The organism is Acinetobacter sp. 1207_04, from assembly GCF_052850415.1.
In genome coordinates this window covers 119,699-138,398 of record NZ_VXCQ01000010.1, presented here as the reverse complement: position 1 = coordinate 138,398, position 18,700 = coordinate 119,699, and the positions used below count along the sequence as shown (strand labels likewise).

The window sequence follows — 18,700 nt, the reverse complement described above, 5'->3', positions numbered from 1 at the left end:
CGATACGGCCGGCTTTAACGAAACGGTGGATGCCGGTGACAACGGTTCGACGCAAAAAGACACAACACCACCGACAGTACAAGCAATTATAGACGATGCTACTCATATAACCGTGACTTCAAATGAGATCGGCTTAATTGAAATTACGGATATGCAAGGTAACGTTATTGGTCTCGGTGTAGCTAAAGATGGAATCACAGAAGTAATTTTAAAACGTCCATTAATAGATGGTGAAAATATTAAGGTAACAGTGACTGATCCGTCTGGAAATATTGGTGATACGACTATTCAAGCAGGTGATGTTACTGGACCAATTTTAGATACTGCAGAGGTAAATACTTTCGGTCAATTGGTTCTAACTTTCAATGAAGTGCTTAATGCAGGTAATCCTCCACAAGCCAATGATTTCACGGTGAATGTGAATGGCGTAGATCGTATACCCAATACTGTAACGATCAATGGTAAAGAGGTGACATTGAGTTTTGTACCACCAATTTATAGTGGTCAAAAAGTTGAGGTGAGTTACGAAGACCCAACGGTAGGTAAGAATGATGTTAATGCAATCCAAGATGTTGTAGGTAATGACACGAACAGCTTCACTGAAGATGTTGGACTTAATAATTCATCTGTATTAGACCCTTCAAAATTTAAGTTAGAAATTACAGGTGTTTATGATTATGTTGATCAAGTTGGTGGTAGTCCATTAATTACACCAGAATCGATTGTGAATGGAGGATTTAGCAATGAAGCTTCACCTGTTATTACGGGTAAAGCGGCTGCACTGAGTCAACTCACTATTACGATTAATTCAGTCAATTATACTGTTATTACGGATGCATCAGGTTTTTGGACATTTGATTTCAAAACACACAATCCTCCTTTGATTTTAAATGAGGGAAATGTAGTCATTACAATTACAGATGGTACAGATACACTTTCCTTTAATTATGAGTTGGATACAAAACTTGAGCTTCCAGAATTAACCTTGAGTCAAGATACAGGTATAAATCAAACTGATTTTATTACCAATAATGGACAAATCGATGTATCTAAAATTGAGGTTGGTGCAACATGGTTCTACTCAGTTAAGGGGGGAGCATGGGAGCTTGGTCAAGGCGCATCCTTTAATTTAAAAGATGATGGGCTATATGCTGTTGGTGATATTAAAGTTCAAGTGATCGATAAGGCTGGAAATATTGTAGAGGTTACTTACAATAAAGCTTTGACTCTAGATACCAATCCACCAGTTCCACTGACTGCGACGCTTGCTGAAGATACTGCGGTAGTTGGTGATCGAGTGACAAGTAATGGGCTGCTACAGATAGGTAATGTAGAGGCAGGTACAAAAGTCTATATTCAAATTAAAGGTGGAGCTTGGACTGAGGTCATTGCAAATGGAAATGTATATAGCTATGACTTGCCTGTAGGAAGTTATGCAAAAGGTGATATTTTACTTAAACAAGTAGATGTTGCGGGCAATGAAAGCGTTATTTCAGATCTAAATCCAATTGTTATTGATAAGACTGCGAATCAAGTGACGGTGACTTTAGAAGATACTGGCGTCTTGGATCCAACAGGTACAACAGTTACAACCAAAAATCCGATTATTACCATTTCAAATGTTGAAACTGGCGCTAAACTTTACTATACAAAAGATAATGGCGCAGCCGTAGAAATCACCACAAAAGATAGCCAAGGTAACTATATTTTAGTGTTACCAGCAGGTAATTATTCAGCAAATACTTTTAATTTTTACCAAATAGATTTGGCGGGAAATAAGAGTATTAATCAAAGTTTATCTAATTTCGTCATTGATATGACAATAGAACCTGTTGTTATTACTGATCTATCCGATAACTTAAATGGCGATGTAAATACCAATAAAATACCTTCGGGTTCATTGGTAAATAAAAATGATTTTACACTTTCAGGAACGGCAGAAGCAGGTTCAAGTGTAGAAATTTCTATTAATGGTGTAGTGATTACGACAACACCTGTTCAGGCTGATGCGACTGGTAAATGGACGTTTGATTTCTCTGCTGCAAATCCTGCATTAACAGGTTTCTTTGAAAATGGTGTGTTAAAAGACGGCAACTATACGATTACGGCAAAATCTACTGATATTGCCGGAAATATCTCGGCACCATCTGCGGGTTATATTGTAAATGTCGATACGCATATTCAAGCGCCAACACTAGATGCTGTTACAGGAGATAATAGTATCAGCTCTGCTGAGTATATTTCAGGAATCAAATTGTCTGGAACTGCGGAAGCAGGAAGTACGGTTTATGTACAATGGCGAAATCCAGCCGGTACAGATTTTTTAACAGGACCAGACATTTCGGGTGTATTTCTTGATGATAATACGATAAAAATTCATTCAAGTTCTGGCACAAATGGAACATATACAATTAAATATGGAACTGAGTCTGTTACTGGTAATTTGTCTAGTCTAGCGAGTGGAATTATTGATTTACCAACCAATATTCCAGTGGGAACAGCAATCACAATGGAAATTAGTTCAGGATTATTTAAAAATTCTTTGATATTGAATAATACTATTTTTGAATATTCGACTACTGCGGATGTAAATGGTAAATGGACTGTACCTGTGGCGGGTCTGCCATCAATTCCTGGTTATTCTAGTGATGCTCATATCCATGTATCTTCACAAGATCAGGCTGGTAATATCAGTTCATCTATAGATCGTACAGTTCCTATTACGCGTACAGAATCGGCAACCATTAATGTGATTGCGGGTGATGACATTATTAATGCAACTGAATGGACTGGTTTACAAAACAGTTTTATTGTTACAGGGACAATTGCAGATAAAAACTTACTGAGTAGCTTGTTTTTATTTGTTCAAGATGCGAATGGTAATGATGTAAATGTAGGTGTTGGACTAAATAATTTTGTAAATGTTACGATCACTGGTAATACATGGACAGCGACACTCAACGCTACAAATGTTAAAGATAATTTCAAAGAAGGGAATTATAATTTTGTACTTAAAAATCAGGTTATTGGCGGTAGTGTAATTGCTTCGCGTCCAGTGACTTTTGATAAAACACCTCCAATAGCACCATTAATTGAATCTATTGTTGATCAAGTAGATGAGCATGGAAATGTAGGTGTCGATACCACTGTTACAATTAATAATGGTGTTGTGCATACCAATGATAATACGCCTAAAATTCAGGGTCATGCTTTTGATAGTGGTTCAACAGGTAATATTGCCAATACCATTAAACTCTATTTAGTTGTGAATGGTACTGTTTCAGCTACACCATTTGCTACTTTACCTATTAAGGCCGATGGTTCATGGAGTTATCAATATACTCAGGGACTCGCAGACGGCACGTATATAATACAAGCTGTCCAAGTGGATAAAGCGGGTAACATATCTGGAAGTACAACGCTGAATTTACATGTTGATACTCAAGCACCAATTTTAGATGTAAATACAGTGGCCAATGATTCAAGTTCAGGCATTATTGAAATTGATTTAAAAGAAATTTCAGATGGCGTTGAAGTTAAAGGGCATATTGATCAAATTTCGACAATAATTACCGTTGAAATAAATGGTAAGAAAGTTATTGCAGTCGTAGATAGCAATGGTGATTGGACGGCTAAATTTACTTCTACAGATCTATTTGGTTTAAATGATGGAACAGATTATCCAGTCAAAATTACCGCTGTAGATTTGGCGGGTAATCAATTTGAAACAATATTAAACGCACATACTAAATTTGGTCATTCGGTCGAACTAAACGAATCTAATTATGTGGGCACAGCACTCGTTGTAGAGACTGATTTAGCAGTCGCCAATACGACTTTAAAACTTCCCACAGCGCAAGTTCAAGTCAAAGGACAAAATATTGTTTGGAGTCTAGAAAACGGAGTAGTGTTTGGCAAGATCGGCAATGAAATTGTGATAGAAATAAAAGCCAATAATAATGGCAAATACGAGGTTGTTCTATCTCAAGGTATTGATCATCTCAGTTCAGATATTGCAACTATTCAGATCCCAGTAGAAACGAATGGTGTAAATTCTCAGCTCAGTATTGTAGTACATGATGGTGAGCCTGTTGTTTCACCAGTGGTCAATATAGACATGACTGAAGTAGGAACGGTTTCAGGTACATTTGTTGAAACTTTTGGTATGGATGGAGGTCATCTCAAATCAGTAACGATTGAAGGTAACACTTATATCTATGATTCAGTCAATAACACTGTGAGTCAATCGGGTAGTTCAACAACAGTTTACGCTTATAGTTATTCAAATGATGCCAATAACTTACTGACGGTTACCACCGTACATGGCAATACTGTCAAAGTGAACATGAAGACAGGTGTATATGAAGTCACTGCATCAGGTATTTCTGCTGAAACCATTGTGAATGAAAAACCACAAGCAAGTTTAGGTGATAAAGGTGGGTTACTTGGCACAGCCAATGTGAATGTTGCTGGCTTAATTGATCTAAGTAGTACTCAGCTTTATACGGTTCAAGATGGTAATAACAATATTTCAAAAGTTGTGATTAATAAAGCTGCCTTGCTCAATTTAGATTTGGGGCTTCATTACGTATATTCAGCTGCAATGGCAGCAGAATTTGGTTTTAAAGTTTCACTAATTAATGCATTCCTGATTACACCAGCGCAGATCAGTATTACCTCATTAGATGGTAAAACAATGGATGTAGACCGCTTGAATGAGTTTTTAGGTACTGTGAAATTGGTGTCGGGTTTAGGTCAAATTTTGGATGTGAAGCTTCTTGCAGGAGAATCAATTACTGCGACTGATAGTAATAATGAAACAGGTAAAGATACGACTGTAGATGTTGCCGATGTCGGTGTATTAAGTGGTCTAGGTGAACTCGTTAAGTTACAACAGTCAGGTATTTTACAAGAAGGTACTGCAAACAATGATGTGGTCAGTGGTGATAAGAGTACATTATCCAAAGATGACCGCCTATACGGGTATGATGGTGATGATGTTCTAGATGCAGGTGAAGGTAGTGATATCTTACGTGGTGGCGCTGGAAATGACACACTTTATGCAGGCAATGGCAATGATATTCTGATTGGTGGAAAAGGTAACGATATCCTTTGGGGCGATGTACAAGGTTCCATAAATCGCTTTAGTGATGTCTTTAAATGGGAAGCAGGTGATCAAGGAACAACAACTACACCCGCGCGTGATGTGATTAAAGATTTCGATAAAGCATCTGTGAAAGAAGGAGGGGATGTCCTTGATCTTTCAGGGTTATTGGTTGGAGAAGGTCGTATAGGTTTCAGTACGGGTAACTTGACTAATTACTTACACTTTGCATTGGTGACTGAAAATGGTGTAACGAGTACAGTAATTAGTATTAGTAGTAGCGGAGCTTATATTGGCGGATACTCAGCCAAAGTTGCCGCAAAGACGGATCAGGTGATTGTACTAGAAGGCGTTAACCTTGTAGATGGAGTGAATGCCTACGGTCAATCTGTGAAAAATACCGATCAACAGATTATTCAAGACTTACTCAATAAAGGAAAATTGGAGGTTGATTCTGCCAATATCAATGCCGATGCATTGACAGATAAAACTATAGATATGTCAGCGCAAGTGACAGATTCTGATGGCGATATCAAAAACACAGGAACATCAAGCATTGATACGACAGATGTTCCAAATATTGGCTTTATTGAAAATAATGTCGCACCAACAACACAAGTTTCAGTTGGTAGCTTATTGGGTATTATTAACTTGGATGCACTTGGTGTTATTAATCTGAGTCAGCAATATCTAACAGCCTATGATGTAGATAATAATTTAAAAACCGTAGAAGTTAAGTATCAACCACTGCTGACATTGAGTTTGACACCAATGGCACTCACAGCATCGCAAGCCTTGGCGAAAGAACTTGGCTTAGAATTTACTGTAAAAAGTGATGATGGAGTACTTGGGCTCATTGCACCAAGTTCGAAATTAATTATCACTGCAATTGGTGGTGGTGAAATTGATAATCTTGCTGTAAACGAGTTGCTCACAAGTGTGTATCTAACTGCTAATGACGGCACATTATTAAATGGTAATCTGTTGAATGTAGATGTTTTGAATTCAATCAGTATTACAGCAACAGATACACAAGGTGCTTCAAGTTCAAGTAATGTATCGCAGTTACTCGGGTTAAATCTCTTAAACGCTGGAACCTTTAACGCTGCCAAAGATAGTATTTTATTAGGTACTGACAATGATGATGGTTCATTATCTGGAACAGCCAATGCAGATCGAATTTATGGACTGAATGGCGATGATATTATTCATGCAGGTGCAGGAGATGATCTTGTTCGTGGCGGCTTAGGTAATGATTATATTGATGGTGGAGAAGGCAATGATCTTTTACTTGGTGGTGCAGGAAATGATACGATTATTGGTGGTTTAGGCAATGACGTCATGCTTGGAGGGCAAGGTGTTGATACCTACACAGGTGGTACTGGGGCTGATTTAGTATTCTTCGAATTGTTAAATAATCAGTCAGCCCATGGTGGCAATGATCTGGATACTTGGACAGATTTCAATATTGCTGAAGGTGACATGATTGATATCTCTGAATTACTAGTTAGTTTTAAAGACGGCCAATCTGATATTAAAGATTTCGTCAATGTTCAGTATGATGCAGCGAGTAAAACAGCAACGATATCAATTGATCGTGATGGTAAGGAAGCAGGATTCCAATCAGAAAAACTCCTTATTTTGCAAAATCAAAACCAAGATATTACGCTTGATGATTTGCTTAATGGTAAAAACCTGTTGTACTGAGTTATATTTAGCCAAAATGGATTTGAATATATAGATTGATGATCTGATTTTTACAAATTCTAAATTTAAAAAATCTCTACTTATGTAGGGATTTTTTTATGCCTCTTTTCAATAGAGAGTTTAATCTGAAACAGGTATAATTGATGAAATTGTCATTACATTTTAATTTATGCCATACACACTTGCGACAGAGGTTAGCTTCGAGGAAGACATTAAAAAAAGTCGCTTTCAGGCGATCGCAGCACCTGTGGAAAATGAACAGCAAGTTAAAGCCTTTTTGGAAAAGCATTTAGATACATCTACAACACACCAATGTTGGGCATGGAAAATTGGACACAATGTCCGTTTTAATGATGATGGTGAACCTTCAGGAACAGCAGGGCGTCCTATACTTGCGACCATTGAAGGTAATGAGTTGACCAATGTTATTGTCTTGGTCAATCGTTGGTATGGTGGGATTAAACTTGGTACAGGTGGTTTAGTCCGTGCCTATGGTGGTTGTGCAGGGCAATGCTTACTTCTCGCTGAAAAAATTGAACTGATTGAAAAGAAAAAAGCTTGTTTTCAGTGTCTATTTAATGAATGGGCGATTTTCCAATATGAGTTGAATCAACAACAAATTGAATATGAAGAACAATATATAGAGAATGGCGTTGTCATTCAGTTGCAATTACAAATACCGCAAATTCAAGCTTTGGCATTGAAAATTCAAGATGTAACACGTGGGCGTGAACAGTTAAAAACAGTGGATGAAGACATGGTGGGTGAAAATCGTGAGTGAACAAGATCCATCATTAAAATATAGAGAACAGCATAAACACCGTTTGAACTATATGCCATGGTTGTATTGGTCATTAAAGCCAAAAAATCGGTTGTGGGCGGATGAATGGCAAAAAGAATATCAAGAATATTTAATGCAGATGGAAACTATAGAAATTGGTGAAAATTGTTTTATTTCACCATTAGCGCATATTTTTGCGGAGCCCGGACGGAAGATTGTCATTGGAGATAATTGCTTTATTGCTGCTGATTGTACTTTACATGGACCCATTACCATCGGAAATGAAGTTGCGATCAATCATCACTGTATTTTAGATGGTGGGCGTAGTGGTATTGTCCTTGCAGATCAAGTTCGTATGGCAGCATATTGTCATTTATATGCATTTGATCATGGTATGGATTTAGGTCAGCCAATATATCAGCAAGCTGTCACATCTAAGGGGATTGTAATTGGCAAAGATGTTTGGCTCGGCGCACATGTGGGGATTAAAGATGGTGTACGTATAGCAGATCAAGCGGTTGTCGGTATGAATAGTATGGTGACAAAAGATGTCGCTACACGAGAAATTGTTGTGGGGAATCCTGCAAAAATGATTCGATATCGTGACTAAAAACACATCAATTGTAAATGTAAGTCATTGATTACATTTCTTCATCGATATGCTTAAAAAACTTGTGCTATGTTAAAAACATAACCAACACGAGGCTGTATAAGTCATTGAGAGGCTGATATGAACCGAGTCATTGCATGTATAGATTCTTCCCCTTGCATTAATGCCTTAGCAGAAGCGGCGGCGTGGGTCGCACATAAAACGGGTCGTGAATTGGTTTTATTGCAAGTTCTTGACTATTATCCTGCAAGTTATCATTTAGGTGAAATAAGCGGTGTTATTGGTTTTGAAAGTAATGCAATGTTACTGAAAGAGCTATCAGAACTCGAACAAAAGCAAAGTGAGCTTGCACTCGATTATAGTAATAATTTGCTTAAACATATTTCTAATATGATTCAAGAAAAATATGGACTAACCACAACACATATTCAAGAAAAAGGTGATTTTCTAGAGCAAAGTTTTAATTTATTACAAGAAGATGATTTTGTCGTAATTGGGCGTTTAGGTGAACGCTCTGCAGAAAAAAATAAAACTATGGGTAGTAATGTTGAAAACTTTATTCGTGGTGCGCGATGTACAGTAATGACTGTTGGTGAGGATTTTAAACCGCCGACACGTTTTATATTTGCCTATGAGCTTTCTGAAACCTGCCAAAAAATGCTAAAACGTGTGGCTAAAAGTGATTTATTAAAACAGTTGCAATGCCATTTATTATACGTGGGTGATCACCCAGAAATTCTCAATGAACCCGCACAACTATTACGAGATGCAGGCTTTGATGTAGTGATGGAATATCGCTATGGTGATGTTGCAACCAATATTTTAGATTATCAAAACTTGCATCAGATCCAACTCTTGGTGATGGGGGCATTTAGTCATAGTAAAATTCATCAATTCTTTTTAGGTAGTGTCACAACGACTATTTTTAGGAATACGACAGTACCCTTATTGGTGGCTAAATAGTGTTCTATAAATATGTGATTTTTATCACATAAATGAAGAATATCATGATTTTAAATGATTCATGATATTCTTCATTCTCTTTTTGATTGAAAAAAGTATGAATTTTATGTAATTTGAAGTTGGCGAGAATTAAGTAAAAAACAGATTGGTTAAAATATATTCTTTGTTAAAAAATTTAACAAATACATATATTTATGTTTTAATACATTAGTTATCCACAATTATACAAACAGCTTTAGGGGATAACTTTTAATAAGTAAAAGTGGTTAGTTCAAGGATGTGTAAATTAGCTATAATAAAAAGCCACATTCATCATGTGGCTTTTATTGAATATTCATTTAATTTTTTAAATTGGTAACTTTGGTTTGTATATATTATTTAACAATCGCTATTGCAAAACCATCATGACCCTTACTACCTACAGTTTGTAGTGCTGTACAAGATAGAATTTTAGGATGATTCTGCATTGCTTGATACATTTGACGAATACCTTCAATGCTTGGCTTAACATTTTCAGGATTCATAATATCACCAGCACGAATGACATTATCAAGCACGATCACTGTTCCTGAGTGTGATAAATTTAAACTCAATTCAAGATATTCAGGATAGCTCTGTTTATCGGCATCGACAAAAATAAAGTCAAAGGCTTCAATATTTTCAGGCAAAGCATTGAGAATGTCTGCAGCACGACCGACTTTAAGTTCTATTGTTTGTGGTAAATTTGCTCGGTCAATATTTTCTTGACCCATCGCTGCATGGGTATCACGACCTTCAATTGTCAGAATATAGCCATCCTCAGGTAATGCACGTGCAAGCCATATAGTGCTATAGGCGGCAAAAGTGCCTAATTCAAGAACACGTTTGCATTTATTCATTTGGATCAACATTTGTAACAGCATACCTTGATTTGCGGCAACGGCAAGATGGTCAGGGAAACCATGCGCAGCAGTGTTTTCAAGGGTCTGTGTTAAAATTGGATCTTCTGGAATTAAATGTGATTCGATGTAATGATCGATATCTGACCACATTTGTTGCATAGCATGTACCTGAATATTTTAAAGCGTATAAGTGAGTTGCATTGTAAACTTTTTCAATTAGAGTGCAATTTTATTCCGTATTTTTACAGACATTTTAAACAAAAAGACTCAGATTTATTGTTCACTATAATGTCAAAGTTTTAAGTTACCGAGTGTGGTAATCGCACGATCTATTGCGCAGCTAAAAAAGGAGATCGAATGATCTCCTTAAGTGATAATCTATTTTTCAATTTATGATAATAAATATCGTTGAGTTGAAAGTGATATCCTTATAAATTACACATTGAGCTATTACGGGTTAAATCAGGACCCCAAGTACGGTAACCTTGCGTATCAATATGAATTTGACCCGACGCGTATAAGCCTAATCCCATATTGAGATTTTGACCATATTGCACCCAAAATTGACATAATTTATATTTAGTATTTTCAATATAAGCATAATCTTGTGCTTGTGGAGAAACAGGTCCAATACGGAAATCAATTGCAGAGTTAAATAGATGGCGCGAAGAACCTGCACCACCTGCACATTGATTTAAAGGTAAATCACGGTATACAGAGGTTACAGTAAAATCAGTCAATACTTTTGAAGCAACAAGATATTTAAAGACTTTCAGCGTTGCCAACTGATTACGCCATAATTCTTGATTTGGAATCATATATTCAGATTTACCACATTGATCCCAAGCCCGTGCAGTTTTAAACAATTCAAAACTAGGAATGATATTCCCTGAACCATTTTGCTCAAGAAAACGTTCATATTCACGTGAGCGAGCTTGGTTTTCACCTTGCATTAACCAATTGCGATAAGACGTAGGCATAACTTTCGGTTGCATTGCACGATCAAGCGTGACTTGTTCTTGCGGGATATGAATGCGCTGACCGGGTTGTGTTCCTGACGTATTATGCTTCGGGCTAGAGGTACACCCAACCAAGACAAAAGTCATGGTACCAACGGCGAACAAGCCTTTGAGGAATTCTTTCATTATAGGTATTTAAATTACTGCCAATAAATAATGGGCTATTTTAAACTGAAATATACGGTAGATTTTGAATATTTTGCAAACAATTGTACCTTTTCGTTTCAGATTGAAAAAAAGATCAGCATTTGCTGATCTTTTCTATCTTATTTTTCAAGATATTGAAGTTTGTCGGCTTTACCGTTCCATTCTTCACGATCTTCTGGCTGATCACCAATCTGAGTGATGTTTGGCCATTTTTGTGCTAAATCAGCATTTAGTTCAATAAAGACTTCTTGACCTTCAGGTAATTCATCTTCTGAGAAAATTGCATTTGCTGGGCATTCTGGTTCACATAATGCACAGTCAATACACTCATCTGGATTGATGACGAGGAAGTTAGGTCCTTCATAGAAACAGTCTACAGGGCAGACTTCTACGCAGTCTTGATATTTACACTTAATACAATTCTCAGTGACTACAAAGGTCATGGCGTCAGCTACCTAAAAATTTGGTTCTAATGAATGATGCTGTATTTTAGGCAAAACAGCCGAAAGTAACAATTGCTTTTATTGATATTTGTTATAGATGATCCTGCTGAGAACAGAAAAAATGATGATATAGCTATTTTTCACAGGATTTCGAGATTTCAAAACCATTAAAAATATTGTAAATTCTAAAAATAAGCTGAGATAAACGTGAAAATGCTTAAAAGATGAATAAAGAGCCGTAGATTAAAGAAGCAAAGCCTAAATTACGCAGGCTTTGCTTGCTAAAATAAATATAATATTGATTTGGGTGTTATTTAATCAATCAATGCATCAACTCTTTAAGTTGATACAATTGTGCTAAAGCTTCTCTTGGTGTGAGATTGTCAATATCCAATTGTGCAAGTGCATCTAACGCAGGTGATGATTTTTCAATCTCAATGATTTTTTCAACAACGTGTACTTCTGCTTGTGTAGTTGTATCTGTGATTTCATCGATTGAAGCAAATAAATCATTTTGCGTTATGGTTATTGGCTGTACTTGCTGTTTTTCTAAAATTTTCAAACGTTTTTGTGCTTCTTTAATCACACTTGCAGGAATGCCAGCAAGTTTAGCGACTTGTAAACCATGACTTTGGCTTGCAGGTCCAGACTGAACTTTATGTAATAAAATTAAATTGCCATTCAACTCTTTTGCAGTTACGTGATAATTATCAATGCCTGATTCTTTCGATAATTCAGTCAATTCAAAATAATGTGTAGCAAACAAACATAAACATTTGATTCGACGAGTTAAATCAAGTACACATGCCCAAGCGAGTGAAAGACCATCATAGGTACTTGTACCGCGACCCACTTCATCCATCAGTACCAATGATTGACTTGTTGCGTGGTGTAATATTTGCGAAGTTTCAGTCATTTCTACCATGAATGTCGATTTACCTGAAGATAAATCATCGGCTGAACCAATACGCGTGAAAATACGATCTATGGGACCGAGTTTTGCCGATTGTGCAGGCACGAAACTACCGCAATATCCAAGCAGGCTAATTAGTGCTGTTTGGCGCATGAATGTCGATTTACCGCCCATGTTGGGACCTGTAATAATCGCCATACGATGATTAAAATCGAGCAGGGTATCATTGGGCGTATATGGTGTTTTACTTAGTGATTCCACGACAGGATGACGACCTGCATTAATTTTAATACCCGATTCAGGACTATATTCAGGACGATTCCAATTGTTTAAACGTGCTTGATGGGCAAAATTGGCTACTAAATCAATCTGAGCAATGGCACTGCTCATCATTTGTAAATCGCCAATATTTTGACGTAATTCTTCAAGTAACATTTCAAATAGCATTTTTTCACGTGCAAGCGCACGAGATTCACTAGATAGGACTTTATCTTCAAATGATTTTAATTCGGGGGTAATATATCGTTCAGCATTTTTTAGGGTTTGACGGCGAATATAATGCTCAGGGGCTTGTTCTGCTTGTGAGCGAGTCAGTTCAATATAGTAGCCACTGACACGGTTATAGCCGATTTTCAGTGTATTGATCCCACTGACTTCACGCTCGCGAATTTCGAGGTCAATCAGAAATTGCCCTGCATGATCACGGATTTTACGCAGTTCATCGAGTTCAGCGTCAAAACCTTCTGCAATGACATTTCCATCACGTAGTAAAACAGGTGGATTTTCAACAATGGATGACATTAAGCGTTCATGTAAGCCATTAAAATCACCTAATTCCTCATTGAGTTGAGTGATTAGCTGCGATTGTTTATTTGTTAATACAGGTTGTAATGCATGGCGTAAAAATGGAATTTGCGCACATGCTTGACGCAGTTGCACTAAATCACGTGGGCGAGCACTACCTAAAGCCACACGGCTGAGCACACGTTCAATATCGCCAATGTCTTTCAGGACGAGTCGAACAGGTGATTCATGATAGCCTTTCAGTAGATTTTCTGTGGCATCAAGGCGATGATCGAGTAGTGCTGTGTCACGTAACGGTTGCATTAGGGTGCGGCTGAGTAAACGTCCCCCCATAGCTGTTTGACAATCATTAATCAGAGAAAAGAGTGATGTACCATGTTCAAATAATGGATCAATAATTTCTAGATTGCGACGTGTAACAGGATCAAGGGCTATAAAATCTGTACTTTGTTCGAGTTTTAAGGAGCGAATATGGGGTAAAGCCGTTTTTTGTGTTTCACGTGCGTAATGAATTAGTGCAGCTGCCGCAGCTTTGGCTAAAGGAAGATGATCAACGCCAAAACCTGAGAGTGTTGAAACGGCAAACTGATCACACAAGGTTTTTTGTGCATTATTTAAATTGAAATCGACATTTGGACGTTTTGTAATAGGGCAATCAATATTTTTTTTAACTGAGTCGATAATATTTGGATCAACCAAATCTTCATCAATTAATATTTCACTTGGCATTAAACGTGCAAGTTCAAGCGGTAAACTTTCTGAATTAAAATCTTGCTGTTGAACTTTAAAAATCCCAGCGCTGAGGTCAAGGAGTGCTATACCAACTTGATTTTGTTGAAAACACATGGCGACCAAATTCGATGCTTGATGTGCAGTTAATAGCGCATCATCAGTGAGTGTTCCCGGTGTAATGATACGAACTACGCCACGTTCAACAGGCCCTTTTCCTGTCACTTCACCAATTTGCTCACAGATCACCACAGTTTCGCCTTTCTTGACTAAGCGAGCGAGATAACCTTCTGCTGCATGGTAGGGAACGCCTGCCATTGGAATCGGTTCACCATTGGCTTTACCACGATGGGTGAGTGTAATACCGAGTAATTTAGCTGCTTTACGTGCATCATCAAAAAATAACTCGTAAAAATCTCCCATGCGATAAAACATGATTGAATGTGGATTTTGCATTTTTATTTTTAAATATTGTTGCATCATCGGTGTGAGAGTAGATAAGTCGGCTATGAGTTGATTGTCAGTCATAAAATGCTCGGAGAATAAAAAGGAAACCTTGCTAAAATAATTTAGCAAAAAGATTTTAACGAAAATTATATATACTGAATATTGTATTGATATATTTCCATTTTAAAAGTGAAAGAAATATTCAGTATAGGGCAATAATACGTAGTAATTAGAATTAAAAAACCCTATCAGAAGATAGGGTTTTGATTTAACGATGTAAATTATTTACCTATTGCTTTGCTCAGTTCAGGGTCTTTAACTTCAATGTATGTGCTTGAACGAAGTTCACGTAACCAACTGTCAAGTTCAGAGTCAAATTGACGCTCACCTAAAATTTGACGTGCCATGCGTTGTTGATATTCTTGGGTCATGTCTTGTTGGCGTGTACCACTGACCAATAAAATATGCCAACCAAATTGAGTTTCAAAAGGTTCAGTCACTTGTCCCACAGTGGCTGCTTTCATTTTTGCATCAAACTCAGGCACCATCATGCCAGGACTGACCCAACCCAAGCTACCACCATCACGTGCAGAACCTGGGTCATTCGAGTAAGTTGCTGCTAAAGTAGCAAAATCTTCACCTGCTTTAATACGGTTGTAAATACTATCAATCGTTTGCTTCGCACTTTCAGGGCTTACCACTTCAGATGTTTTAATCAAAATATGGCGTGTTTCAAACTGAGGAACAAGTGCTTTCTGTTCGTTGCCTTTACGTTCAAGTAATTTTAAAACGTGAACGCCATCTTTGGCTTGAATCAGCTCAGTCGCTTGCCCAGGGTTGAGTACACTCACACGTGCTGCAAGTTCTGATGGAATGTCAGACAGTGGGCGGAATCCCATATCAGCACCATCAACTTTGACAGTCTCAGTGCTGTATTTTTTTTCGATTATTTTGAAATCATTGTTACTGCTGAGATCATTTTTTACTTGCTGAGCGATTTGAGTCAATTCACTTGGTGTTGTTGAGCCTGAAATACGCATGTGAATGACATGTACTTGACTACCGACAGCGGCTTGACCTTCGGGTGATTTGAGGAAATTATCAACATCTTGATCGCTAATTTTAATGCGTGACATCACTTGTTGTTGACGCAGACGTTGAATGAGCAAGTCATCTGCAATACGGTTACGTAGCACTTCATACGTTCCTGGTGCAACACTATCTAGCTTTTGTTGAAAAGCTTCAAGGCTAGTTGCGCCTGATTGATTTGCAACTTTTAAAACGGCTTCATTGAGGCTCTTTTCATCTGCCTTCAAACCATAGCGTTTAACTTGTTCCATCTGTGCATTTTGGGTGATGAGCTGATTTAAAACTTGCACACGTAAATATTCAGTCGGTGGAACTTCTTTCTTTTGCGCTTGTAATTGATGCGCAGCTTCAGCCATACCTTGCTCTAAATCACTTTGAAGAATGGCACTATTACCTACAACCGCAATGACTTGATCTGTCGGTTCAGCAAATACGGACATTGATGAAGAAATCAAGAGTGTGAGTGCAGTCGCTTTAAAGAGTTTTTTTAAATTCTGAGTCTTCATTAATGGGTCCAAGATTGATTAACTTTGTCGAAACCTAAAATACGGTTTTCAAGTAATGAGCTTAATTTGTTGTTTAAGCCCCCGAGTCCTTTCAGGGTGAACTCAGCCATTACAGCGCGTTTTGGTTTTACATCAGATGCATTGACATCGTCAAGGTCGTTAAAGTATTCACGACCATAAACGGAGATACCCCAACAGCATGATTCGTAATTGACACCGAGCAAGTATTCACGGGCAACATTGTTGTCAATGTCGTATTGGGCATGGCCCATGATGCGCCAATTGTTGCCTACAGGTTGAATAAATGAAGCAACAACTTGATCATATGGTTTTTGGCGGTCAGGTAGATTGTTGCGAGAAAAATAGCCAACATTGAATAGGTTACCTTGATCGCCTGTATAGTAGGCTTGTAGGTCACGCTGAACATTATCCCCGTTTGACATCCATGCGCCATTTGCTCCAACGCTGAAATTTTGTGATAGCTGACTGGTTAGGCTAACAACGGGGCCAGTTTTCTTTTCGGTATCAAAATCATCTGACTGATTGAGTAAACTAACTTTACGATCGTCAAAGAAATAACTTTGACCCACACTTGCACGTATACGCTCAAGTCCTTGTGTATCAAACAAGCTATAACTTAAACCTAAAGATAAGAAGTTATTATCTTCTAGACGGTCATGTCCATAAAAACGATAAGGACTGAATAATTGATCATAGTTGATTGATGCCGTTGTTGAATCAAAGTTTGGATAGTTCTGCTGATTTTCATACGGTGCATAAGCATAGAATGCACGTGGAGTCAGTGTTTGTAAGAATTTTCCATCTTTTTCAAAGGTTAAGCCTGAATCAAATGTAAATTGCGGTACAATTACAGATTTATTTTGAGAATCTGAACTAAAGTTACTTGATGTTTTTGTATCCTGATCATAATACGTATTTAATGTACGGATAGATGCCTCAGGAATAAAAAATCCCCACTGATTTCGGAAGTTATAGCGCGCAGCAACTTGGTTGTATAAACGTGTACCGTTAGGTTGTGCTAAATCGGTAAAGTCAGAGATATTCTTTTTAAAGTAAGCGGTGTCGTTATTAAATTCGTATTCAAAACCTTGTGGGTTACCACCAACATAGTTCAACAGGAACTGGGGGAGGCGTGCATAAGGCTTATCAATGTCGTTGATGTCTTTATCAAGGGTCTGGAAGTCTTCGACTTTTAATTGTGCTTTTAAACCAGGAACACCATTGGCATAATTAAGTTCCCAAGCACGACGTTGGTTTAACTCGGTTCTTGAATCTGAACTTGCATTCAGATCAGAGAAAAAGTCTTTGTCAGAAACATAGTTGTATTCAGCATTGGTTGACCATTGGTCATTAATTTGCCAATTATGTAAAAAGTGAAAATCTGCACGGTCTGTACTTAAATCATGTTTAATTCGATAAGCATCATTTTCATATTCTTTATCGGATGGAAGATATGATCCCCATAAACGACCAGCACCGAAATTTTCGGTTAAATAACGGAATTCACCCGATGCCATTACACCACGATCACTAATAATACGGGGTGTTACTGTTGCATCATAATTAGGTGCAAGGTTTAAATAAATTGGAACAGCAAGTTCAAAACCACCGTCATTGGAAAAACCAAAGGTTGGGTTTAAAACCCCTGTAGTACGACGGTCATCAATGGGAAAATTGAAATAGGGTACAGCTAGTACAGGTACATCTTTAACGTATAATTTTGTACCGCGTGTTACACCACGTCCCGTATCTTGATTCAGTTCAATGGTATCTGCTTGTAGTTTCCATGTCGGTTTCTGATCGGGTGGGCAGGTTGAGTAACTGGCATCTTCTAGTACGACTTTGGTCGGTGAAACTTTAGAAATTTTGCTTGCATGGCCATGTGCATGGGTGACTTCTGCAATATAGAAACTGTTGTTTAGCTCGCCTGTTTCTTCTTTTAAGTTGTAATCAATTTGATCACTTTGCGCTATAAGACCACCTTGAGCCATTTGTACATTGCCTTTGGCTTTGGCAATAGTTTGACTTTGGTCAAGTATGACTTCATCGGCACGGATCATACGACCTTGTTGGTCAATGACCACATCACCCGAAAGTACTGAGTCGCCATTGGGATTGTAATAACCATGATCGGCAGTAATGATCGATGAACCATCTTGAGGTGAGGTCGATTTACTTTGCTGATCAAATGGTGTTACCCAAACACCATCGCAATAGCGATTGGTTGCGGTATTTACATCATCACGAATTTGCGCTTCGGCTGAGTTTTTATCGACATAATATTGTTCAAAAAAGTTTTGCCCAGGAAAACTTTCTTTCAGTGCTTGCTGCAGTTTTTGGTTGTTGACATTGTTTTGTGGAGCAACAGGGATTTCTCCAGTTGTCGTGACAGCGTCAATTGGGTCTGCATAGCTTGCCATTGAACTTCCGCATAGAAGTGTCAAAATAGCAGTTGCGAGAGGATTAAATTTAAACTGATGCTTCATTTGTCTCATTAACCAACCAAGTATGCAGATAGCAATTAATTATTGTCGCA

The 18,700-nt window shown here is 37.8% G+C and carries 10 protein-coding genes; 4 read left to right on the top strand and 6 right to left on the bottom strand.

Annotated features, from left to right (window positions below; translation table 11 throughout):
• Positions 1-25: 25 nt before the first annotated feature.
• From FW754_RS10940 to FW754_RS10925, 4 genes are all read left to right on the top strand, one after another.
• A complete protein-coding gene (locus tag FW754_RS10940) occupies positions 26-6,811 on the top strand; it encodes an Ig-like domain-containing protein (protein WP_446324657.1) in 6,786 nt (2,261 codons plus the stop codon).
• A gap of 169 nt (positions 6,812-6,980) precedes the next feature.
• Positions 6,981-7,592: an IMPACT family protein gene (locus FW754_RS10935; RefSeq protein WP_409511598.1), complete on the top strand. Its 612-nt coding sequence runs from the start codon at positions 6,981-6,983 to the stop codon at positions 7,590-7,592.
• Positions 7,561-8,202, top strand: coding sequence for an acyltransferase (locus tag FW754_RS10930; protein WP_409511597.1), 642 nt, complete (start codon positions 7,561-7,563; stop codon positions 8,200-8,202). The genes FW754_RS10935 and FW754_RS10930 overlap by 32 nt, the downstream gene beginning before the upstream one ends.
• Positions 8,203-8,322: 120 nt before the next feature.
• Positions 8,323-9,165, top strand: a complete 843-nt coding sequence (locus tag FW754_RS10925) for a universal stress protein (RefSeq protein ID WP_409511596.1) — start codon at positions 8,323-8,325, stop codon at positions 9,163-9,165.
• 374 nt (positions 9,166-9,539) lie between these two features.
• Here the strand turns inward: FW754_RS10925 and FW754_RS10920 are convergent, their stop codons facing one another.
• From FW754_RS10920 to FW754_RS10895, 6 genes are all read right to left on the bottom strand, one after another.
• A complete protein-coding gene (locus tag FW754_RS10920) occupies positions 9,540-10,205 on the bottom strand; it encodes an O-methyltransferase (protein WP_409511595.1) in 666 nt (221 codons plus the stop codon).
• Positions 10,206-10,474: 269 nt separating this feature from the next.
• Positions 10,475-11,191, bottom strand: a complete 717-nt coding sequence (locus tag FW754_RS10915; protein WP_409511594.1) for a peptidase M15 — start codon at positions 11,189-11,191, stop codon at positions 10,475-10,477.
• Positions 11,192-11,331: 140 nt separating this feature from the next.
• On the bottom strand, positions 11,332-11,655 hold the full coding sequence (fdxA, locus tag FW754_RS10910) for a ferredoxin FdxA (RefSeq protein ID WP_409511593.1): 324 nt from the start codon (positions 11,653-11,655) through the stop codon (positions 11,332-11,334).
• A gap of 322 nt (positions 11,656-11,977) precedes the next feature.
• Positions 11,978-14,629: a DNA mismatch repair protein MutS gene (gene mutS, locus FW754_RS10905; RefSeq protein ID WP_419346917.1), complete on the bottom strand. Its 2,652-nt coding sequence runs from the start codon at positions 14,627-14,629 to the stop codon at positions 11,978-11,980.
• 200 nt (positions 14,630-14,829) lie between these two features.
• Complete coding sequence (locus tag FW754_RS10900; RefSeq protein ID WP_446324656.1) at positions 14,830-16,143, bottom strand: peptidylprolyl isomerase; 1,314 nt, start codon at positions 16,141-16,143, stop codon at positions 14,830-14,832.
• Positions 16,143-18,650 carry an LPS-assembly protein LptD gene (locus tag FW754_RS10895; protein WP_446324655.1) on the bottom strand — a complete coding sequence of 836 codons (2,508 nt, stop codon included), beginning with the start codon at positions 18,648-18,650 and terminating at the stop codon, positions 16,143-16,145. The genes FW754_RS10900 and FW754_RS10895 overlap by 1 nt, the downstream gene beginning before the upstream one ends.
• Positions 18,651-18,700: the final 50 nt, after the last annotated feature.